Source organism: uncultured Hyphomicrobium sp. (genome assembly GCF_902826555.1).
Taxonomy (GTDB): domain Bacteria; phylum Pseudomonadota; class Alphaproteobacteria; order Rhizobiales; family Hyphomicrobiaceae; genus Hyphomicrobium_C.
This window is the reverse complement of record NZ_CADEFI010000005.1, coordinates 94,689-115,735: the sequence shown is the minus strand read 5'-3', so window position 1 is coordinate 115,735 and position 21,047 is coordinate 94,689. Positions and strand designations below refer to the sequence as shown.

Below are 21,047 nucleotides of genomic sequence, written 5' to 3'. Positions count from 1 at the left end.
GTCCGAAGCGATCATGGTCCGAACCCGAGGCGTGCCATGGCCGAATTGCTGCTTGAGCTTTTTTCCGAGGAGATCCCCTCGCGCATGCAGGCGCGGGCCGCGGAGGATCTGCGCCGCCTCATGACGGAAGGCCTCAATGCGGCCGGACTCGCGGTGGGAGAGGCGCACAGCTTCGCGACGCCGCGCCGTCTCGCGCTCGCGGTCGAGGACGTGCCTGCGCACTCGCCGGCCATTTCGGAAGAGCGCAAGGGGCCGCGCGTGGGTGCGCCCGAACAGGCCGTCGCCGGGTTTCTGAAGGCGGCGGGTCTGGCTTCGCTCGGCGAAGCTCAAATCGTCAAGGACGAGAAAAAGGGCGACTACTACGTCGCGAAAATCGAGAAGCCGGGGCGAGCGGCGGCGGACATCGTGGCCGAGGTGGTGGCCGGCGTGCTGGCGAAGTTTCCCTGGCCCAAGTCCATGCGCTGGGGCTCGGGATCATTGCAATGGATCCGCCCGTTGAAATCGATCATCTGCCTGATCGACGGCAAAGTGGTGCCGCTCGAGGTGGCTGGTCTGGCGGCGGGACGTGCGACGCGCGGGCACCGCTTCCACGGCAACGACGTGTTCGAGGTGAAGAGCTTCGAGGATTACGCGGACAAGCTCGCCGGGCATGCGGTGATGTTGAACGCGGCCGAGCGCGCCGATGAAATCCGCGAGCAGGCGGAAGCGCTGGCCAAGAAGGCCAAGCTGGAGTTGATATCGGACGAGGCGCTGCTGGCCGAGAATGCCGGACTCGCCGAGTGGCCGGTCGTGCTCATGGGGGAGTTCGACAAGAGCTTCCTCGACGTGCCGCCCGAGTGCCTGATCACGTCGATGAAGACGCATCAGAAGTGCTTCTCGGTGCGCGATCCCAAGACCAAGAAGCTCTCAAATCATTTCATCCTGGTCTCGAACCTCACGGCGACGGACGGCGGGGCGCAGATCGTCGCCGGCAACGAGAAGGTGATCCGGGCGCGGCTCTCGGATGCGAAGTTCTTCTGGGATCAGGACCTCAAGCGGCCGCTCGACGAGATGGCCATCGCGCTCGAAGGCATTACGTTCCATGAGAAGCTCGGCACGCAGAAGGAGCGCGTGGAGCGCATCAAGGAGCTGGCGTTCCAGATCGCGGGCGCGGTGGACGCGGATCCGCAGGATGCGCGGCGGGCGGCGGAGCTCTGCAAGGCGGATCTCGTGTCCGACATGGTCGGCGAGTTCCCGGAGCTGCAGGGGCTGATGGGCCGCTACTATGCGGAGCGCGCGGGAGCCAAGCCCGAGATCGCGCGTGCCATCGAGCTGCACTACAAGCCCAAGGGTCCGACGGACGTGGTGCCGAAGGAGGAGGAGGGCGACGCGGTGGCGATCGCGGTGGCGCTCGCGGACAAGCTCGACACGCTGGTCGGCTTCTGGGCCATCGACGAGAAGCCGACGGGGAGCGGCGACCCGTATCAGCTCCGCCGTGCGGCGCTGGGCGTGATCCGCATCGTGATCGAGAACGATCTGCGCGTGCCATTGGTGCGGAAGCTTGGCCGGCACATGGCGCGTTTGCTGGCGCAGATCGACCGCGGCGGATCCGACATCAAGGGCGCAGCGAAGGCTGTCGCGCTCAAGAGCCTCGGTTTCTCCGATCAGCAGCTTGCGGAAATCGAGAGCCTGGCCGTGAGCGATCACTTCGGGCCGCTGACCGAGGACAAGAGCGGCGCTGTTCGCCAGCGCGTCGGCGCGACGGTTGCCGATCTGCTGTCGTTCTTTGCAGACCGGCTCAAGGTCTATCTGAAGGACAAGGGGGCGCGGCACGACCTCATCGACGCCGTGTTCTCGCTCGGCGGGCAGGACGACCTGGCGCTGATCGTGAAGCGTGTCGAAGCGCTCGGTGCGTTCCTCAAGACCGACGACGGGGCGAACCTGCTCGCGGGCGTGAAGCGGGCGTCCAACATCCTCGCCATCGAGGAGAAGAAGGACAAAACGAGCTACGCCGGCAGCTACGACCTGAAGCTCCTCAAGGACAAGGAGGAGCTGGCACTGGCGGCGGCCATCGAGAGCGTGAAGCAGGACACGGTGGCGGCGATCAACGTCGAGAACTTCAAGGGGGCGATGAACGCGCTCGCCGAGCTGCGCGCGCCAGTCGACGCCTTCTTCGACAAGGTGACGGTGAACGATGCCGATGCGGCGCTGCGCGAGAATCGGCTGCGCCTGCTCTCCGAGATCCGTGCAGCAACGCTGACGGTCGCGGACTTCTCGAAGATCGCCGGCTAGAGGATCGTGACCCCCTGTCAGGTGCGCGGGCGAGGAAAAGCGGCCTCGCTTGCGCTGAGTGCGGTTGCAACTCGTCCGGCGCCGGAGCTTTTTTGCCGGAGCTAGGTAGTCGTCCGTACGTGTCGGGAGAGAGATTCATGGTAGTTCTTGGGGTGAACTAAGTTGAACGTCTTCTTTCGGGGGATCGAAGATGGAAAGCGCCAAGCCCGTGAATTCCTTCAGTATCGCGAAGGATGGCAAGTATCACGACGCGACTTACAGCGTCGACGGTGACGTGGTGTCCGTTATCTACTGGGGTTCAGATGGGGTCACCCGCCAAGCCGCTCAGGCGGAGGACGTGGATCGACCAGAGCAGACCGCTTGCCAGCTCCTGAGCCAGATGATCGATGCGCAGCCCAGTCAATTCTCGTGATCCGTTGACCTTACGATCGTGAAAAGCCGGCGGCCCCTGGAGCCACCGCCTTGCTCATGATCCGTGCCGCCGCTCGCACTCAATGGTGCGAGCGTTGTTGATCACGCTTTTTCTACTGCACGGTCACGACCTGTTGGACGATGCCGCCCGCGGCCTTGGCCGGCTTATCGGCGCTGTCGAAGCTGGTGTCGTTATTGCCTTCCTCGTGCAGCATGACGATCAGCTTCGAGCCGACCTCGGCCGGTTTATCGAGCGTGATTGCGACATCGGCGTTCTGGCCGGCCTTCACGGGGGCATGACCAACGACGCTGCCGGGAAGCGTGCCGGTGAAGTCCGTCCTGTGCACGACGAGATAGCCGTCCTTCTCCGCCGTCACGGAGCCGACGGTGACGGTGCTCGCCGACGCCTTGATGCTATCGGCGGCGATCGTGCTTTCGGCGCGTGCGGCCATCGTGCCCACAAGCAGTGCGGCCGATAAAGCTAAGCCGTGCTTGATCATGGTGTTTCCTCCTCAAACGGGTTGGAGACGGCGACTTACCGTTGACGTGCTTCCGGTCGGAATGCACTTCGCGCGCTGGCGGCACCTCGATGGGATGCCGCACGTCTCCGCGGCTCAGAAACGTTTCGGTACGCGGGAGGTTCCGGTGCTGATACCGGAGGCAACTAGGCCGTCGTGGCCTGGGCTTCGGCGTCCTCGTAGGCGGAAGTGGCTGTGAGCCAGGCCTCCTCGGCCTCCGCGAGGCGCTTGGCCGTCTGGCCGCGCTCGAGCGAGACGCGGCTCGCCTTGGCGGCATCTGCATAAAGATCCGGCGAGGCCAACGCCTCGTCGAGCTTGGCAAGCTCGCCGGTCAGACGCTCGACGGCTTTTTCTGCCGCCTGCATCGTCTTCTTCAACGGCGCGAGCTCGGCGCGGCGGTCGGCGGCGGCTTTGCGCTGGTCGGCGCGGCTGGTGCGGTTTTCGGCGGATGCGTCGGTTCCGTTACGCCGGTCCGCGCGGGGCGCGCGCGCCTGCAGCAGCTCGGCGCGGTAGCTCTCCATGTCGCCGTCGTAGGATCGGACGGTGCCGTCGGCCACGAGCCAGAGGCGGTCGGCCGTCGCCTCGACGAGATGGCGGTCGTGGCTGATCAGGATGACCGCGCCTTCGTACTCGGCGATGGCGTGGATCAGAGCCTCTCGGCTGTCGACGTCGAGATGGTTGGTCGGCTCGTCGAGGATCAGGAGATGCGGCGCGTGGAAGGCCGTGAGCGCCAACAGCAGGCGTGCCTTCTCGCCGCCCGAGAGGTTGCCGCACTTCGTATCCGCTTTGTCGGCGCCGAAACCCCAGGTGCCGAGCCGCGTGCGGCGTTGCGCTTCCGTCGCCTCCGGCATCAGCTTGACGACGTAGTCGAAGGGCGTTGAAAGCGGGTTCAGCTCGTCGAGCTGGTGTTGGGCGAAGTAGCCGACGGTGACGCGGCTCATGCCGAACACGTCTCCCGAAAGCGGCGCCAGCTTGCCGGCGACGAGCTTGGCGAAGGTCGATTTGCCATTGCCGTTGGCGCCGAGCAGGGCGATGCGGTCGTCCTGGTCGATCCTGAGGTCGAGGCCGGTGAGGATCGGGTGGCCCGGTGTGTATCCGGCCGTTGCTCTCTCGATACGGATCAGCGGGCTCGCGAGCGGCTTCTCGGGGCTCGGCAGCGCGAAGGGCGCGACGCGGTCCTCCACCTGATCGGCGATGGGCTGCATCTTGGCGAGGTACTTGACGCGGCTCTGGGCCTGCTTGGCCTTGGTGGCTTTGGCCTTGAAGCGGTCGATGAAGGCCTGGATGCGGCGGCGCTCGTCGTCCTGTTTTTTCTTAAGCTTCAGCTCCAGGCGCTGCTTGGCGCGGCGCGTCTCCTCGAAGTCGTCGTAGCCGCCGGCGTAAAGCGTGAGCTTGCCTCGGTCGAGGTGCAGGATGGCGGCGGCCGCGCGATTGAGCAGGTCGCGATCGTGGCTCACGATCAGTACCGTATGCGGGTAGCTCTTGAGATAGCTTTCGAGCCAGAGCGTGCCTTCGAGGTCGAGATAGTTGGTCGGCTCGTCGAGCAGCAGGATGTCGGGCTCAAGGAACAGCACGGAGCCGAGCGCGACGCGCATGCGCCAGCCGCCGGAGAAGGCACGGCAGGGTCGCCTTTGCGCCTCCTCGTCGAAGCCGAGGCCGGCAAGAATGCTCGCGGCGCGGGCCGGCGCGGCGTGGGCACGCATGTCGGCAAGGCGGATCTGGATCTCGGCGATGCGGTGCGGGTCGGTGGCGGTTTCCGCCTCGGCCAGCAGGGAAGCGCGCTCGGTATCGGTCGAGAGCACCCAGTCGATCAGACTCTCCTCGCCGCCCGGTGCCTCCTGGGCGATGCGGCCAATGCGTGCGCCGCGTGGAATGGTGATGCTGCCCTGATCGGCATGGAGGTCGCCTGCAATCAGTTTCAACAGCGTCGACTTGCCGGCACCATTGCGGCCGACGAGGCCGACCTTGTGCCCCTCGGGGATGGCCGCGGTCGCGTCCTCGAGGATCGGCTTGCCTTCGATGCGATAGGTGAGGTCGTTGATGTGCAGCATGGCTGGCGAAGCCGATAGCCGTTCAGGCGCGGCTTGTCACGCGGCTGGTTTAAGGGGCGCCGAATTGCCTTCGCGAGGGCCTGAGCTAGCCGGAAATGACCGGTTTCAAGGTTTCGAACAGCAGCCGTTCCTGCGTGCTCGGATCCTGAATGGCCAAATGGGCCGTGAACCAGTCCTTCAGCATGTTGCAGACGCGGGCGCGGGGGGCTTGAGCCAGGGCCTTGGGGTTGGCGAAGAGCTGCATGTCGGCCTGCGTCCAGCCAAGGCGCCCCAACTCTCCGGCGAGCACGTCATAGTCGGTCTTCACGGGAGCGGAGTGATCGGCCGGCTGCTTCTTGCCTTCGACGATGGCGCCGACGGTGGCCAGGATCTGAGCGTCGATTTCGGTACTCTTCGCCGGGTCGCCGAGGCGCTCGACAATGGCGCTGCTCTGCTCGCCTTTCGAAATGAAGTCATAGCATTCGTCACCGCTCTCCTGGGAGAGCCGGTTCAAATTGGCGAGGAAGGCCTGAGCGAGCTCCTTGTGACGCGTGGTGCTGGCGGCGAGCGCGTATTTCGCGTTTTCCCGGCGAAGGGTCACCAAAGAATTGGCGAGATAGCGATCGATCTCCAGCTGGCTCTTCTGCTCGGACGAAAGGCGCGCGATGTCGGCGACGCGGGCCTGATACCAGTCCGGGAACTCCTGCTTGATGGTCACCCACATGCCGCGGCCCTGCAGGCCGCGGTCGACGTCCTCGGCGGTGGCTGAGCCGGTCGCCGCCGGGGCCGTGGTCGTGGTGGTCACGGCGGCGGGGATGGCGGCAGCCGTCTTGGTCTCGGCCGCTGCCTTCACGGTGGGTGTGCCGGCTGCCGCTCCTGTCTCGAGGTCCGAGGTCTCGTCCGTTTGCAGGTAGGTGAACATATCGTCCGTATAGCGGCTCGAGATCCACGCGCCGAGCCCGGTCATGGCGATCAGGCCGCCGGCGACAAGGGCGAGTTTGCGGGCCCGTGACGGCTCTTTCACCTGTTGGCGGGGCTGCGCCGCCAGCTCCGAAGGCTTGCGGCTGTCGGTGGTCGTGCGAGCGGCGGTGCCGAACGTCGGCGTGGGGCTCGCGGGTTTGGCGGGTAATGGTCCTGCCGTGCGTTGCGCCGGTCCGCCGAGTGTGCGCGAAGCCGTCGCCGGCTCGGCGGGACGCCCGGTGGTCTCGCCCTGCTGCGGCCGCCAGCTGTCTCGTTGGGCGGATCCCAGTGTCGGCGATACCTGGGCTGGCGACGCGGGGCTCGATGATGCGGGCTGTGACTGGGTGGTGGTGGGGCCTGCGCTCGCCGGCTTGGCCGCCGGTGTCGGCGAGGCTGCGGGCGACGGAGATGAGGCAGCAGGCGCGGACGGTGCGACAGATGTCGCCGAGGCTGCCAGCTCCGGGAAGACCGAGGAGGCTGCGCGCCAGTCCGTAAAACCCTGACGCCAGACCAAGTCGGTCGGCTTCAGGTGGGCGAGCTCGGCGATCTTTTTCAGCTCCAGGTCCGACACCGGGCCGTGCTGTTTACCGTCCCGGGCAATGAACCACTGAATGTCTGTCTCTGATCCGCTCATGCCCGCTCATACCATGAAGTGAGAAAGCCGGTCTGCTTTCACCCCGTCCCGAACCGCTTTAACGCAGGTTGAGCCTGCGCAATCATGATCCCCGTTCCCCCCTCCCCGGTCCTCGTTGTTCGACGTGCAATCCACAAGTTGGTGCTTGCCCGTCCGGCCGGTTTCAAACGTTCGTCATGGACACGGGGGATTGTGCCATGCAATTTGCGCACTTCGAGGTCTGATCAACATTGAATCCGGGCTTTTGCAGGGCATTTTAGGCAGTTTGCGGGCCAAACCCGTGCCCTGCGTTAAGGCGCCGCCTTCTGGTGCGGGCGTGAGCGTCCTATAAGCCGCTCCGCTGCCAACTAGATTCGAACGATTTACAAGGACTGAAGAGACTTATGATGGCGATCGAGCGCACATTCTCAATCATCAAGCCTGACGCGACCAGGCGCAATCTCACCGGCGAGATCAATTCCGTGATCGAGAAGGCCGGACTGCGCATCGTTGCACAGAAGCGCGTCAAGTGGTCGAAGGCGCAGGCACAGGAGTTCTACGCCGAGCACAAAGAGCGGCCGTTCTTCAAGGAACTCGTGTCCTTCATGACCTCGGAGCCCATCGTGCTGCAGGTGCTCGAGGGCGAGGACGCGGTCGTGAAGTACCGCGAAATCATGGGAGCCACGGATCCCGAAGCCGCCAAGCGCGGCACCATCCGCAAGCGTTTCGCCCTTTCCAAGGGTGAGAACTCGGTGCACGGCTCGGACAGCCCGAAGTCGGCCTCGCGCGAGATCAAGCTCAACTTCACGGCCAAGGAGATCGTCGGCTGAGGCCGGATTTCCATCGCCGCGAGCGAAAAGAAAACGGGCCCCCCTCGGGGCCCGTTTTTTTGTTCGAGGATTTTTTCCCGGCGATCAGCTCAGCTCGCGGACGCGGAAGAGGAGGCCGCCGCGCGGTGTCAGCGTCACGGTAGCATTGATGCCCGGCGGCTCCAGGCCGACGTACTCCGGGCGGAAGCGGCGCAGTAGGATCGACAGAGCCAGCGTGTTTTCAACCTGGCTCATGGCGCCGCCGATGCACGAGCGCTTGCCGGCGCCGAACGGGATGTAGCTGTACTTCACCTGCTTCTGCGTCTTGTCCATCCAGCGCTCGGGCATGAACGCCTCCGGGTCCTTCCAGAACTTCGGATTGTGATGGGCGCCGTAGCCGAACAGCACGATACGGTCGCCGGGGTTGATCTCCTTGCCGGCAATGACGTCGTGCTCGGCCGCAACGCGGATCAGGCTCCAGACCGGCGGATAGAGGCGCATGGTCTCCTGAATCACCGAACGGGTATATTGGAGCGCGGAATAGTCGGCTGCCGTCGGCTCGCGGTCGCCGCATACGGCCTCGCCTTCGCGGCGGATGCGCTCGGCGGCCTCCGGATGCGTCGAGGTGAGGTACATGGCCCAGGCGAGCGTCAAGGCCGTGGTCTCGGTGCCGGCCCAGAGATACTGCTTGATCTCGTCGACGGCCTGCTGCTGGTCGAACTCCGGAATGTTGGGATCGGCGACGGCGGCCTCGATCATCTTCAAGAGCGTCTTCTCGCGCTCCTCGCGCGGATCGGCGGCGAAGACGGCCGGCGGCACGCTCCACCACGCTTCGACGGCCTTGGCGGTGTCCTCTTCGCCGACCTCGAACAGGGCGTCGGCCTGGCGCTTGAGGCGAATGTCCTTGTGGTTCGATACGTCGGTATACGTCTTCACGCACTTGAAGACGAAGTGCGGATTGAACGGCATGTCGCGATCGAACAGGGCCTTGCAGATCATGTCGGCGGCGAGGGTCCAGGTCTGCTCGACCATCTCGAAGGTCTCGCCGGTCTTGGCGAGCTCGCCCCAGTTGGCCATCTTGGTTTTGATGGCGTCGATGAAATACGGGATGTAGTCGCCGAAGGCGTCGGGGTGGAAGGCGGGCTGCTGCGGCATGCGGATCTTCTGCCAGAGCGCGCCGTCATGCGTGATCATGGACTTGCCGAAGATCGGCTTCAGCCCGTCGAAGTATTTCACGTAGTTGTCGACCTTGGTGACGAGCACGTGTTTGAAGTACTCGGGATCGGTTACGAGCACCACGCGCTGGTTGGCCATGTTGACGGGGATCACGGGCCCATAGCGCTCCGCCATTTGCATGAGGAGGCGCATCGGGTTTTCCGGGTCCTTGAGCAGCGGGGACAGGTTGAACCAGATGCTGCTCTCGTCGCCGAGGCCAAGTGCGGAATGTTGCTCAGTCGATTCTGCGGTCATACGAAGCTTGTCTCCGGGTCGATCCGATCAGGGGGCCGGACCGATCTCAACATGGGCCGTGCGAAGGCGAATTGATGTGCCGCAAATCGGGCGGGCGCGCTTCGCTCGGCGTCGAATCCCTCCGGTCTAACCGACGGGTGGCTTGGGCCAGACTGGGGATCCGTACTTCAGGGTTACTTCTAACACGCGAACACCGGGGTCTTGGTGTTCCGTGGGTTACGCTGGGGTGATGTTTGAATAACTCAGTTTACGGCCTCAGTTTTCCGACTGTCCATGCGTCAGCGTCGCTCTGTGACGTTTGGGGTCAACAAAGGGGCGCTGCCTCGGTTCAGTAGCCGTCGTCCAGGGCTAAGGCGAGAACAGGGCGGGTTCCTGGTTAATCCCAGAATTAACAACGGGTTGGATCTGGACTATGCCGGCATTCAAGACGATCTCACCGCGCGCGACCCGGGCCAGCGCGAGGGGATAGAGCTTGTGCTCCGCCGCCAGGACTCTGGCTGCGAGAGCGTCAGCGGTGTCGGACGTAAGAACCGGCACTGCGGCCTGGGCGATGATGGGGCCGCCGTCCATCTCAGGGCTTACGAAGTGGACTGTGCAACCTGAGATGCGGACGCCGGCAGCGAGCGCCTGCTCGTGGGTATGCAGCCCTTTGAAGGCAGGCAGCAGGGAAGGATGGATGTTGATCATGCGGCCGCTCCAGCGCCCGACGAAGGGCGCGGTCATGAGGCGCATGAAGCCTGCGAGGGCGACGAGATCGATCTTCGACAGCTCGAGCATGCTCTGGAGCTGGCCTTCGAAATGCTCGCGGCCCTCGTAGAGCTTGTGGTCGAGCGCAAGGGTCGGGAGGCCTTGGCTCTTGGCCCACGCGAGGCCGGGGGCGTCGGGTCTGTTCGAGATGACGAGCGCGATCTCGGCCGGATAATCGGGCCCGCGCGCTGCATCGACGAGGGCCTGCATGTTAGAGCCGCGGCCGGAGATGAGGATCGCGACGCGAGGTTTGGCGGGTGTGGTCATGGCGGGGTGTGTAGCACGGCGACGGCCCGGCGTGCAGGTCGAGGCCGGCTGAAATTCGCAGTCCCCGGGCCTCATCCATTTTTTGGCCGCGATGCGCCTCGCCAGCTTTCGCGTCCGAGCGGGACGGTGCGTCCCAACTCGAGCGACGCGATCCGTGTTTCGAGGACGTGGTGAGCGGCGGTGTGAGGCGTGGCGGGTCTCTACGGCTCGCGCCTCTGGCCGGGAAGAGGGGCAGGCGCGTCCGAAAGCGCGCGGAGGTGGGCAATGAGATCGGCCATTCGCGTAGGGGTCCGGATGCCCGCGAACGCCATGCTGGTGCCGGGCGCGAATTGCCTCGGATTGTGCAGGAACTCAGCCAGCTCCTCATACGTCCATGTGCCGCCCTTGCTCTTGAGGGCGGACGAATAGGCGTATCCAGGCGTCGCGGCCTTGGCGCGGCCGACTATTCCCCAAAGGTTCGGCGCGAGCTTCGGCGGCGCGTTCTTTTCGCCGGAGTGACACGGGGCGCACATGCGAAATGCGGCGGCGCCTGCCGTGGGATCGGCGTTGGCGAGCCGCGCAACGACGGCGGCAGCATTGAAGGAGGGCTCGACGGGCGCCGTCGCGTTCTCAGCCGGTGCGTCGGCTGATTTCTCCGCAAGATGAGGTTCGCTCAGGGCCTTCTCTCGCGCCGCCTCCCGAACGGCTCCCGTCCACACGAGATGTGCGCCGACGACGACAATGATCATGAGCGGCACGATGGCGAACAGGATGCGGAACGGCGAAGGCGGCCCGGCTTCGGGCTCGATGACGGAGCGACGTTGCAAGCCTCCGCCTGCGTGCTCGGCGCCGGTCTCGTTGCTTGCGCCTGTTGCGTCCGGCTCGGGGGCCATGGGCGTTATCCGCTGTGGGTGCCTCGGAGCCGGTATATCCGGGCTTGCGCTTGGCCGCGAGTCTAGCCCGTGTACTTCAGCGCGCCCTCGTAGGTGACGGCCCAGGCGTCGCCCTTGCCCTTGGCGGAGCTTCGCTCGCCCGTGGGTGCCGTGATCTCGCCGATGACAACAGGCGCCTCGCCCCATTCGTGCAGGAGGCGCACGAGGCCGTCGGCTTCATTTTTGGCGACGACGGCAATCATGCCGATGCCGCAGTTGAACGTGCGCAGCATCTCGGTCTCGGGCAGGTGTCCGGCTTTGGCCAGCCAGCCGAATACGGACGGTGCGCGCCAGCTGGTCAGATCGACGGCAGCGGCGACGGTCGGCGGAAGCACGCGCGGCAGGTTCTCGGAAAGGCCGCCGCCCGTGATGTGGGCCAGCGCCTTGATCGGTCCGTCCATGGCGCCGCCGGTCGCCTCCAGTGCCGCAAGGACCGGCTTCACGTAGATGCGGGTCGGTGTCAGCAGCGCGTCGGCGAGGCTCAACTCGGGTGCGAACGGGGCGGGTGCGTCCCAGCCTAGCTTCTCCTCGGCAGCAAGGCGGCGCACAAGCGAATAACCGTTCGAGTGCACGCCCGATGACGGCAAGCCGATGATGACGTCGCCGATCACGATGTCCGGGCGAGGCAAGATCTCGCCGCGCTCGACGGCGCCGACCGCAAAACCCGCGAGGTCGTAGTCGCCGCCTTGGTAGTGGCCCGGCATCTCGGCCGTCTCGCCGCCGATCAGAGCGCAGCCGGCCTGCTTGCAGCCATCGCCGATGCCGGCGACGACGGCGCGTGCGGTCTCCACGTCGAGCTTGCCGACGGCAAAGTAGTCGAGAAAGAAGAGCGGCTCGGCTCCCTGCACCACGAGGTCGTTGACGCACATGGCGACGAGGTCGATGCCGATGGTGGCGTGGCGGCCGGTGTCGATGGCGATCCTGAGCTTGGTGCCGACGCCGTCATTGGCCGCGACCAGGATCGGATCGCGGAAGCCGGCACGCTTGAGGTCGAACAGGCCGCCGAACCCGCCGAGAGCGGCGTCGGCGCCGGCGCGCGACGTCGACCGCGCGATACCCTTGATTGCCTCGACGAGGGCATTGCCGGCGTCTATGTCTACGCCTGAATCGCGATAAGTGATCGGCCTGGCTGGGCCGTCCGCTGGCTGGCTCATTGGACCTCGGAAGGGGTGGATCCCTACTTTCGCCCGAATGTGAACGGGTGATGGGGCCTCCTACCAGCTCGCAGGCGGGTCGGCAACGGGACAAGGACGCTGGAGGATCGATGTGACGGCACTTCCCCGGATTTCTCTTGTGATCGCAGGTGCCCTTTGGGTGCTCGCGCCGGGTATGCCGCAACAGGCTGCCGCAGCCGCGAGCAAGGTTTTCACGGTCGCCAACTATCCCGTGGAGGCGACGGCCAAGGACGCCGTGGCGGCCAAGGAGAAGGCCCTTGCCGACGGCCAGCAGGCGGCGCTCGGGGCGTTGCTCAAGCGGCTCGTGCCGGTGACGGCATACAACCGGCTCGACCATCTGAAGGCGGTCCAGGCCGCCAACTACATCGATGGCGTCGCCGTGCGCTCGGAGCAGAATTCGAGCACGCGCTACATCGCAAGCCTCGACTTCTCATTCCAAGCGGATGCGATCCGCGATCTGCTTTCGCGCGAGGGGGTGCCGTTCGTCGAGGACCAAGCGCCGCGCATGGTGCTGGTGCCGGTAACGGCGGAAGGCAAGGAGGGCAGCCTGCACTACCGCGCGGCGAGCGGGAGCTGGGCGCAGGTGTGGAAGGGGCTCGACCTCGAGAACACGCTGACGCCGGTCAAGGTTGAGTCGCTGCTTCCCGTCATTCACGAGGATACCATCGTGGCTGCGCTCAACGGCGACGATAGCGTGGAGCGGGTCCTGACCGGCGAATACAAGGCCGATTACGTCCTGTTTGCCATTGCGGAGGTACAGGAGGGCGGTAAGGAACTCAATGTGACGCTGGCGGGCATCGATGCGGCCGGGCTCGTCTCCTGGCGGCGCGCCTACAAGGTGGCGGACGGCGACGTCGGCTATACCATGGAGCTTGCGGCGGTGATCACGCAGGGCGTGCTCGAGGGGCGCTGGAAGGTCGCCAAGTTGGAGGAGGCGCAGGGCGGCAATTTCGGCCACGGAACGGGCGGCGGGTTCGCCGGCGGTGGTGGCGAGGTGCACATGTCGGTTGCCTTCACGAGCCCCGACGAGTGGAACGATCTGCGCGGCCGGATCCTCGATCTTCCGGGTGTAGATGACGTCAGGATCGGCGTCGTTTCAGCCCGCACGGCGGATGTCTCGGTCCGCTATCCAGGCGGTGGCGAAGCGCTTTCCGCGGCATTTTCGCGGCAGGGCCTCACCCTGACGGGCGAAGGCGGATACTGGACTCTGCGCTCCGGATACTAGTGTTACGACGTCGTCTCTATAAAAAAGCCTTTAATCTCAATATTCGAGGGGAGCTTCCGGCGTAAATTGGGTCTGTTCGTTACAAGGCCAGCCGGGATAAACTGAACTATGGTTGTGCTTCGCGTCTCAGGCCCCCGACACTTGAACATCCCGAACCTCATTACGCTCGGACGGGTCATTCTGGTGCCCGTCGTGTTCTGGCTCCTGGTTTCCGGGCAGACGCAGCTTGCCTTTTTCGCCTTCGTGCTCGCCGGCGTGTCGGACGCCGTGGACGGCTTCATCGCCAAGCGTTTCGGCCTTGCGACAGAGCTCGGCGCCTATCTCGATCCTTTGGCCGACAAGCTTCTCATCGTCTCGATTTTCGTCGCGCTCGGTGTCTTGGACGCGCTGCCGTCGTGGCTCGTCATCGCCGTGGTCTCACGTGATATCCTTATCGTTCTCGGCGTCATGCTGGCTTGGCTGCTCGATCATCCGGTGCGGATCGCGCCGCTCGTCGTCAGCAAGGCCAATACGGTGGCGCAGATCGTGCTCGCGGCAACGGTGCTTGCAGACGATGGGTTTGGCCTCGGCCTCGAGACGCCGCGCATCGCGCTGGTGTGGATTGCGGGCGTACTTACGATCGCCTCGCTTGCGGCGTATCTGCGTGCTTGGCTTCGGCATATGTCTGGGTAAAGTCCCCCCGGGCGGCGACGCGAAGTCTGCCGACGAGCGGAGACGAGGAAGGCCATGCGCGCCGAGCGGCAGGTTCTGTTCTGGGTGACGGCGTCGTTGCTGCTGATCCTCATGATCGCGGTGCTGAAGGATATCCTGCTGCCGTTCGTCGCCGGCGTCGCTATCGCTTACTTTCTGAGTCCGCTTGCGGATAGGCTCGTGGCGCTCGGTCTCAACCGGATCGTGGCATCGCTTTTGATCGTCGTTTCACTGGCCGTGATCGTTGTGGCAGCCCTGGTGCTCATCGTGCCGGTTATCCTCGCGCAGGCTCAGGATCTGGCGGCGGCGCTTCCCGGCGAGCTCACGAGGCTGCGCACCGCGATCGACGCCTGGGCGCACGAGCGGCTGGGTCCGGGGGTCGGGAGCCTCGATGCGCAGATCGCCCGTGCGTCGGATGCGCTTGCGGCCAACTGGGCGAGTCTGGCCGGGTGGGCGGCGAGCTCGATCTGGGATCGCAGTCTCGCGATCGTCAACTTTTTTGCTTTGGTCCTGGTTACGCCGCTGGTCGTTTTCTATCTGCTGGTGGATTGGCATCCGATGCTCGAGAAGGTCGACGGGTGGTTGCCGAGAGACCATGCGGATTCGATCCGCACGCTGGCATCCGATATGAACGACGCGGTCGCGGCCTTCGTGCGCGGCCAGGGAACGGTGTGTATCATTCTCGGCATCTACTACGCGGTGACGCTGTCGGCGATCGGACTCAACTACGGGCTTCTGATCGGTGTCGTGACGGGGCTTCTGGCGTTCGTTCCGTTCGTCGGCTGGGCGTTGGGTTTCATGACCGCCACTGCGGTTGCGGTAATCCAGTTCTGGCCCGAGATGGTGCCGATCATGCTCGTCGTCGGCGTGTTTCTCAGTGCGCAGGCGCTCGATGCCGGGTTTCTCAGCCCCACCATTGTCGGCTCCAAGATCGGACTGCACCCGGTGTGGCTGATCTTTGCACTGTTCGTCTTCAGCTATCTTTTCGGGATCGTCGGCACGCTGGTGGCCGTTCCGCTCGCGGCCGCGCTTGGCGTGGTCATCCGCTTTGCGCTCGACGTCTATCTCAAGAGCCCGGTGTATCGGGGTGCGCCGGCCGCGCCGGGAGCGCAGTCATGACGCTCCGAGCCAAAGCAGAGCCCGAGCAGCTGGTGCTCGCGTTGCCGCACCGACAGGCGCAGGAGGCCGAAGACTTTCTGGTCAGCCGATCCAATGCGGCGGCGGTGGATCTTGTCGATGGATGGCCCGGCTGGCCGCTCCCAGCGGCATTGGTCGTTGGGCCGGCGGGCGCGGGGAAAAGCCACTTGGCCAACGTTTGGCGTCTGCGCTCGCAGGCCCTTCTCGTGGCGGCGCAGCGTCTCGACGAGTCGGCGGTTCGACTGTTCGAGGAGCGGCGGACGCTCGTGGTCGAGGATGTCGATCGCGGTATCGGCAGCGAGCAAGTGTTATTTCATCTCCTCAATCTTGCGCGCGAGAAGGCAGGCTCGATCCTGCTCACGTCCCGCGCGGCGCCCGGCGAGATCGAGATCGCATTGCCGGATCTGAGATCGCGCCTCAGGGCCATCCCGCCGGTGATGATCGAGGCGCCGGACGAAGCGCTCATCCGCTCGGTGCTGGTGAAGCTGTTTTCCGACCGCCAGCTCGCGGTCGAGCCGCACGTCATCGCCTACCTTGCTCTGCATATGGACCGCTCGATGGATGCGGCGCTCAAGGTGGTCGCCGTCTGCGACCGGCTGTCGCTGGCCATGCAACGCAAGGTCACGCGCACGATTGCGGCAGCCGCGTTGGGGGCCGTCGCCGAACCGGAAGACGGAAGTGCGACCGAGGCTGGGGATACGAACTAAACTGTCATCATAGTGTTGTGATACGTGGGCTCTTTTCGAGAACAAGAACAGACCGCAGGACAGAGAAGATGGTTTCCGCAAAGGGAAAGCTGAAGACGGATGCTCGCGCGTCGGCGCCTGCCACGCCGGTTCCGGAAGGCGCGGCCCGCTTCTACAACCGTGAGCTTTCGTGGTTGCAGTTCAACCGGCGCGTGCTCGAGGAAGCCCAGAACAAGAACCACCCGGTCCTGGAGCGCCTGCGGTTTCTATCCATCTCGGCGTCGAACCTCGACGAGTTCTACATGGTGCGTGCGGCCGGCATCTATGGGCAGATCGCAGCGGGCGTGACGACACTCACCCAGGACGGGCTGACGCCCAAACAGCAGCTGGTCGAGATCAACCGCTTTGCCGCCAAGCTGGTTGCCGACAAGCAGGAGTGCTGGAACGACGTTAAAGCCGACATGGCGGCCGCGGGCATCGAGATCGTCGAGCCGGAGATGCTCTCCAAACTGGAAACGGCTTGGCTCGAGCAGCTTTTCATGAGCCACGTGTTTCCCATCCTGACGCCGATCGCCGTCGATCCGGCGCACCCGTTTCCGTTCATCCCGAATCTCGGTCTGACGATGGTCGTCTGGATGCAACGCAAGAGCGATGCAAAGGCGATGAGCGGGCTCATACCTATTCCGAGTCAGCTCGAGCGCTTCATTCGCCTCAGGACGGATGACGCCGCCAAGGCCAGCCGGTTACGCTTCATTCAGCTCGAAGAGATGATCGGCATGTTCATCTCCGAGTTGTTTCCGGGCTTCGACGTCGAGAGCCAAGGTGCGTTCCGCGTGCTGCGCGACAGCGACGTCGAGCTGCAGGAGGAAGCCGAGGATCTGGTGCGCTCGTTCGAGACGCTTCTCAAGCGCCGCCGCCGCGGGCATGTGATCCGGCTCGAACTCGACGCACGCATGCCCGACCGGCTCAGAAAGTTCGTCATCGACGAACTCGAGGTCGGGGAGGAGTCCGTCTTTCTCAAGGAAGGCCTGCTGGGTCTCGCCGATACCGCCCAGCTGATCGTCGCCGATCGACCGGATCTCGTGTTCAAGACCTACAATCCGCGTTTTCCGGAACGCATCAGGGAATTCAACGGCGACTGCTTCGCGGCCATCAGCAAGAAGGACATCATCGTCCACCATCCTTACGAGAGCTTCGACGTGGTGGTGCAGTTCCTGCGCCAGGCGGTGGCGGATCCCAACGTCATGGCCATCAAGTGGACGCTCTACCGCACCGGACGCGATAGCCCGATCGTGCAAGCCCTCAAGGAAGCGGTGGAAGCCGGCAAGTCGGTGACGGCGGTGGTGGAACTCAAGGCGCGCTTCGACGAGGCGGCCAATATCCGTTGGGCGCGCGACCTCGAAAAGTCGGGCGTGCACGTCGTCTATGGATTCATCGAGCTCAAGACGCATGCCAAGCTCGGCCAGATCGTACGGCGCGAAAACTCGGAGCTCGTCACCTACTGCCACATCGGGACGGGCAACTATCATGTGCAGACTGCGCGTATCTATACGGACCTCTCGCTCTTCACGACGGATCCGGCGATCGCGCGCGACGTGACGCGAGTCTTGAACTTCGTCACCGGATACGGCGAGCCGGCGGAGCTCGAAAGCATGGCGGCGAGCCCGCGCGGCATCCGGCAGCGGATTCTGGATCATATTCACCAGGAGGTCGCGCACGTGAAGGCTGGCCGTCCCGGTGCCATCTGGATGAAAATGAACTCGCTCGTGGACAGCCAGATCATCTGTGCGCTCTACGAGGCAAGCCAAGCAGGCGTCGAGATCGATCTCGTGGTGCGCGGCGTGTGCTGTCTCCGGCCCGGGATTCCGGGGCTTTCGGAGAACATTCGAGTGAAAAGCATCATCGGGCGCTTCCTGGAGCATGCGCGCATGTACTGCTTCGGCCAGGGAGAGGGGCTGCCTTCGCCGAAGGCGGCCGTCTACATCAGCTCGGCGGACATGATGCCCCGCAATCTCGACCGGCGTGTCGAGGCCATGGTGCCGATCAAGAATGCGACGGTGCTCGAGCAGGTGCTCGATCAGATCATGGTGGCCAATCTCAAGGACAACCAGCAGAGCTGGGAGATCAAGGCGGACGGGTCGTCGGCGCGGATCGTGCCGGGGCCCGGCGAAGAGCCTTTCAATGCGCACAAATACTTCATGACAAACCCGTCGCTCTCGGGGCGCGGGCAGGCGCTGAAAGAGCATTTTCCGCCGCGGTTCGATTTCCTGCAAAAGGACTAGCCGGCCCGCCATCGTAAAAAGAGCCATGGTATCATGGGCTTGTCAGGGCCTTTCGCAAGAGCGGAACGGCTCGGTGCCGAGCCGCAACTCGCGGTAGATTTTCTCCACGTTCGCACTAGACCCGCGGCCCGTCACACCCTATCAGGGTGTCGCGTGAGTAACGTTCTAAACGCATGATTCAGAGCGCGATTTGCGGTTCGTCCTCTGCAATCGGATACGCTCGCATTTCAGGCAGGTCGCGGTGAGCTTGACGCAGGTGTTCAGCGGGCGCGGTAAGGCAACGGAGCTCGAGCCGCTCGGCGTGATCGACATCGGGTCGAACTCGGTGCGGCTCGTGGTGTACGAGGGTGCGGTGCGGGCCGCGCTGCCGCTCTTCAACGAAAAAGTCCTGGCAGGGCTCGGCAAATCGATCGCGTCCACCGGGCATCTCGGCGAGGAAAGCGTCGAGCGAGCCCTCGAGGCGTTGCGCCGGTTTCGCGCCATTGCGCGCGTTCTCAAGGTCAAGAACCTGCGCGTGTTGGCAACGGCCGCGGTGCGGGATGCCGTGGACGGGCAAGGCTTCATCCAGCGGGCTCAGGCGGTGGTCGGCGTGCCCATCGAGGTGCTTTCCGGCGCCAAGGAGGCGCAGCTTGCCGCGTTTGGAATCCGCATGGGTTTCATGGGTGCGGACGGACTTGCCGGCGATCTCGGCGGCGGCAGCCTCGAGGTTATCGACATCTACAAAGACCGGCTCAACGACGCGGCGACGTTGCCGCTCGGGGGCCTGCGTCTCATCGACCAGACCGGAAACAAGATCGAGCGCGCCTTGCCGGTCGTCGACGAGCAGATCGCGCAGATCAAATGGCTCACGAACGGGCGGGGGCGGCCGTTCTACGCCGTCGGCGGTACGTGGCGGGCGCTTGCCAAGCTGCACATGGAGCAGACCAACTATCCGCTGCGGGTCATGCACGGCTATGCGATCCCGACGCGGGAGGCCATCGAGTTCTGTCAGTTCGTGCGGCGCGCCAAAAAGGTCTCGGCGCTGCCGGGCATGGACGACGTGGCGCGGGCGCGGCGCGACGTGGTGCCGTTCGGCGCGCTCGTGCTCGAGCGCCTGCTCGAAGCGCTTGCGCCGTCGGAGGTCGTGTTCTCGGTGTTCGGCATCCGCGAGGGATTGCTGTTCAGCCTGATGCCGCCGCACGAACAGGAAAGGGATCCGCTGCTCTCGTTCTGCGAGGACTATGCGCGCCAGAAATCGCGCTCCCTGCTCCATGCGCAAGAGCTTTGCACGTGGACGGATGCGCTGTTCGAGGAGGGTGGACCCAAGGAGACGGACGAGGACCGGCGCCTCAGGCACGCGGCCTGCCTCTTATCCGATATCGGCTGGCGGGCGCATCCCGACTATCGTGGCGAACAGAGCCTTAATGTGATTGCGCATGCGGGGCTGTCCGGCATCGATCATTCAGGACGTATCTTTCTCGCGCTCGCCGTCTACTATCGCCATGTGGGCGCGGACGAGGGCAAACCGGACGACTTTTCGGCCCGTCTCAAGCTCGTGGTCAGCAAACGGGCGCAAAAGCGCGCCAAAATCATCGGCGCGGCCATCCGGGCGGCCCATATGCTCTCGATCGGTATGCCGGGCGTTATCGACGAAACCAAACTTTTCTATGAAGGAACCAAGCTGGTCCTCAGCATTCCCAAGGCTTACAGCGCCCTCGACGGGGAGCGATTGAGGCGCCGCTTCGCGGTGCTGGCGGAGCTGCTTGCCCACGAGCCGGAGATCCGGCTTTCGACCTGACGGGGGTGTGGCTTCCGCGACGCGTTTTGATCTGGCTTCGGGATGGCGATATCCCGTATCTATCGAAGTCCTGCCGGTCCCAATATCAACTTTCTCGGTCTCACGCGCTCCAGGATATAGCTCCACTATGGCCGACGATCCCTATCAAGTCCTGGGTGTGACGCACACCGCCACGGACGATCAGATCCGCAAGGCCTATCTCAAGCTCGTCAAGGAGCTGCACCCGGACGTCAACCCGTCGAAGGTGGCAGAAGAGCGCTTCAAGAAGGTGACGGCCGCGCACGACATCGTCGGCGATCCCGAACGCCGGCGGCAATACGACACCGGCGAGATCGACGCGTCGGGCGAGCCGCGGCGCTCGACCTGGCGGCCTCAAGGCGCGGGAGCCGGTGCCGGTGCGCGCGGTCGAGGCGGGCCGATCTTCGAAGATTTCGGCGACATGTTCTCGGATATCTTTTCGGGTGGCGGGCGAGGCGGTCCGCGGGGCGGTTTCTCCGTGCCGGGACGCGATGTGCGCTACACGCTCGAGGTGGACTTTCTCGAGGCCGTGCAGGGCGCGAAAAAGCGGGTGACGCTGCCCGACAACGGCGTTCTCGACCTCACCGTTCCGGAAGGTGTCACCGACGGGCAGGTGCTGCGGCTTCGCGGGAGAGGCGAACCCGGTGCCGCAGGTGGTGAAGCCGGTGATGCGCTGGTCGAAATCCGGGTGCGCGGGCACCGCGATTTCAGACGTCAAGGCGACGACATTCTGGTCGAGGTGCCGATCACGATCGACGAGGCCGTGCTTGGCGGGAAGGTCGAAGTGCCGACCGTCGGCGGGCGGGTTCAGCTCACGATACCCAAGGGCACGAGTTCAGCTCAGGTGCTGCGCCTCAAGGGCAAGGGCGTGCGCAATGCGACGACGGGGGCGACCGGCGACGAGCTGGTGACGGTGCGGATCGTGCTGCCGGACGAGATCGACGAGGGGCTGTCGTACTTCCTGTCCGAGTGGCGGCAGAAGCACAAATACGATCCGCGGAAGTAGATAGACACAACGGTCAGGCCGCAACCGTTGCGGGCAACGAGGCT

Annotated in this window: 17 protein-coding genes; 10 read left to right on the top strand and 7 right to left on the bottom strand. The window is 64.7% G+C overall.

Annotated elements, in window-relative coordinates:
- The first annotated feature begins 36 nt into the window (after positions 1-36).
- Both glyS and QZV93_RS04495 read left to right on the top strand, forming a co-directional pair.
- Positions 37-2,271, top strand: coding sequence for a glycine--tRNA ligase subunit beta (gene glyS / locus QZV93_RS04500; RefSeq protein ID WP_295556332.1), 2,235 nt, complete (start codon positions 37-39; stop codon positions 2,269-2,271).
- Positions 2,272-2,461: 190 nt separating this feature from the next.
- A complete protein-coding gene (locus QZV93_RS04495; RefSeq protein ID WP_295556331.1) occupies positions 2,462-2,683 on the top strand; it encodes a hypothetical protein in 222 nt (73 codons plus the stop codon).
- Between the two features lie 112 nt (positions 2,684-2,795).
- On the opposite strand, the gene QZV93_RS04490 is transcribed toward QZV93_RS04495, so the two are convergent.
- The 3 genes from QZV93_RS04490 to QZV93_RS04480 form a co-directional block, all read right to left on the bottom strand.
- Entirely contained in the window at positions 2,796-3,182 is a 387-nt protein-coding gene (locus QZV93_RS04490) for a hypothetical protein (RefSeq protein WP_295556329.1), read from the bottom strand.
- Between the two features lie 164 nt (positions 3,183-3,346).
- Complete coding sequence (gene abc-f / locus QZV93_RS04485; protein WP_295556328.1) at positions 3,347-5,251, bottom strand: ribosomal protection-like ABC-F family protein; 1,905 nt, start codon at positions 5,249-5,251, stop codon at positions 3,347-3,349.
- Between the two features lie 85 nt (positions 5,252-5,336).
- Entirely contained in the window at positions 5,337-6,824 is a 1,488-nt protein-coding gene (locus QZV93_RS04480) for a DUF4339 domain-containing protein (RefSeq protein ID WP_295556326.1), read from the bottom strand.
- A 386-nt stretch (positions 6,825-7,210) separates the two neighbouring features.
- On the opposite strand from QZV93_RS04480, the gene ndk reads away from it, so the two are divergent.
- Positions 7,211-7,633: a nucleoside-diphosphate kinase gene (ndk, locus tag QZV93_RS04475; RefSeq protein WP_295556360.1), complete on the top strand. Its 423-nt coding sequence runs from the start codon at positions 7,211-7,213 to the stop codon at positions 7,631-7,633.
- A gap of 84 nt (positions 7,634-7,717) precedes the next feature.
- Here ndk and QZV93_RS04470 read toward each other — a convergent pair whose 3' ends face one another.
- From QZV93_RS04470 to purM, 4 genes are all read right to left on the bottom strand, one after another.
- Positions 7,718-9,082 (bottom strand): cytochrome P450, encoded by a 1,365-nt coding sequence (locus QZV93_RS04470; RefSeq protein WP_295556325.1) that lies wholly within the window; start codon positions 9,080-9,082, stop codon positions 7,718-7,720.
- A 348-nt stretch (positions 9,083-9,430) separates the two neighbouring features.
- Complete coding sequence (gene purN / locus QZV93_RS04465) at positions 9,431-10,096, bottom strand: phosphoribosylglycinamide formyltransferase (RefSeq protein WP_295556324.1); 666 nt, start codon at positions 10,094-10,096, stop codon at positions 9,431-9,433.
- A gap of 200 nt (positions 10,097-10,296) precedes the next feature.
- Positions 10,297-10,968, bottom strand: a complete 672-nt coding sequence (locus QZV93_RS04460; RefSeq protein ID WP_295556322.1) for a cytochrome c family protein — start codon at positions 10,966-10,968, stop codon at positions 10,297-10,299.
- A 62-nt stretch (positions 10,969-11,030) separates the two neighbouring features.
- Positions 11,031-12,161: a phosphoribosylformylglycinamidine cyclo-ligase gene (gene purM, locus QZV93_RS04455; protein WP_295556321.1), complete on the bottom strand. Its 1,131-nt coding sequence runs from the start codon at positions 12,159-12,161 to the stop codon at positions 11,031-11,033.
- A 112-nt stretch (positions 12,162-12,273) separates the two neighbouring features.
- Here purM and QZV93_RS04450 point away from each other — a divergent pair, with 112 nt between their 5' ends.
- The 7 genes from QZV93_RS04450 to QZV93_RS04420 all read left to right on the top strand — a co-directional run bounded on the left by QZV93_RS04450 (position 12,274) and on the right by QZV93_RS04420 (position 21,003).
- On the top strand, positions 12,274-13,407 hold the full coding sequence (locus QZV93_RS04450; protein ID WP_295556319.1) for a DUF2066 domain-containing protein: 1,134 nt from the start codon (positions 12,274-12,276) through the stop codon (positions 13,405-13,407).
- Positions 13,408-13,548: 141 nt separating this feature from the next.
- Positions 13,549-14,079: a CDP-alcohol phosphatidyltransferase family protein gene (locus tag QZV93_RS04445; RefSeq protein WP_295556358.1), complete on the top strand. Its 531-nt coding sequence runs from the start codon at positions 13,549-13,551 to the stop codon at positions 14,077-14,079.
- 54 nt (positions 14,080-14,133) lie between these two features.
- Positions 14,134-15,216 (top strand): AI-2E family transporter, encoded by a 1,083-nt coding sequence (locus QZV93_RS04440; RefSeq protein ID WP_295556318.1) that lies wholly within the window; start codon positions 14,134-14,136, stop codon positions 15,214-15,216.
- On the top strand, positions 15,213-15,941 hold the full coding sequence (locus tag QZV93_RS04435; protein WP_295556316.1) for a DnaA/Hda family protein: 729 nt from the start codon (positions 15,213-15,215) through the stop codon (positions 15,939-15,941). Before QZV93_RS04440 ends, QZV93_RS04435 begins: the two co-directional genes overlap by 4 nt.
- A 68-nt stretch (positions 15,942-16,009) precedes the next feature.
- Positions 16,010-18,202 carry an RNA degradosome polyphosphate kinase gene (locus tag QZV93_RS04430; protein ID WP_295556315.1) on the top strand — a complete coding sequence of 731 codons (2,193 nt, stop codon included), beginning with the start codon at positions 16,010-16,012 and terminating at the stop codon, positions 18,200-18,202.
- A gap of 241 nt (positions 18,203-18,443) precedes the next feature.
- Positions 18,444-19,979 carry a Ppx/GppA phosphatase family protein gene (locus QZV93_RS04425; RefSeq protein WP_295556313.1) on the top strand — a complete coding sequence of 512 codons (1,536 nt, stop codon included), beginning with the start codon at positions 18,444-18,446 and terminating at the stop codon, positions 19,977-19,979.
- 127 nt (positions 19,980-20,106) lie between these two features.
- Complete coding sequence (locus tag QZV93_RS04420; RefSeq protein WP_295556311.1) at positions 20,107-21,003, top strand: DnaJ C-terminal domain-containing protein; 897 nt, start codon at positions 20,107-20,109, stop codon at positions 21,001-21,003.
- The last annotated feature ends 44 nt before the right edge of the window (positions 21,004-21,047 follow it).

Coding starts and splice junctions, on each gene's coding strand:
- ndk (WP_295556360.1), top strand. CDS start 7,211: ATGGCGATCGAGCGCACATTCTCAATCATCAAGCCTGACGCGACCAGG.
- abc-f (WP_295556328.1), bottom strand. CDS start 5,251: ATGCTGCACATCAACGACCTCACCTATCGCATCGAAGGCAAGCCGATC.
- QZV93_RS04495 (WP_295556331.1), top strand. CDS start 2,462: ATGGAAAGCGCCAAGCCCGTGAATTCCTTCAGTATCGCGAAGGATGGC.
- purN (WP_295556324.1), bottom strand. CDS start 10,096: ATGACCACACCCGCCAAACCTCGCGTCGCGATCCTCATCTCCGGCCGC.
- QZV93_RS04480 (WP_295556326.1), bottom strand. CDS start 6,824: ATGAGCGGATCAGAGACAGACATTCAGTGGTTCATTGCCCGGGACGGT.
- QZV93_RS04420 (WP_295556311.1), top strand. CDS start 20,107: ATGGCCGACGATCCCTATCAAGTCCTGGGTGTGACGCACACCGCCACG.
- QZV93_RS04435 (WP_295556316.1), top strand. CDS start 15,213: ATGACGCTCCGAGCCAAAGCAGAGCCCGAGCAGCTGGTGCTCGCGTTG.
- glyS (WP_295556332.1), top strand. CDS start 37: ATGGCCGAATTGCTGCTTGAGCTTTTTTCCGAGGAGATCCCCTCGCGC.
- QZV93_RS04430 (WP_295556315.1), top strand. CDS start 16,010: ATGGTTTCCGCAAAGGGAAAGCTGAAGACGGATGCTCGCGCGTCGGCG.
- purM (WP_295556321.1), bottom strand. CDS start 12,161: ATGAGCCAGCCAGCGGACGGCCCAGCCAGGCCGATCACTTATCGCGAT.
- QZV93_RS04470 (WP_295556325.1), bottom strand. CDS start 9,082: ATGACCGCAGAATCGACTGAGCAACATTCCGCACTTGGCCTCGGCGAC.
- QZV93_RS04440 (WP_295556318.1), top strand. CDS start 14,134: ATGCGCGCCGAGCGGCAGGTTCTGTTCTGGGTGACGGCGTCGTTGCTG.
- QZV93_RS04460 (WP_295556322.1), bottom strand. CDS start 10,968: ATGGCCCCCGAGCCGGACGCAACAGGCGCAAGCAACGAGACCGGCGCC.
- QZV93_RS04490 (WP_295556329.1), bottom strand. CDS start 3,182: ATGATCAAGCACGGCTTAGCTTTATCGGCCGCACTGCTTGTGGGCACG.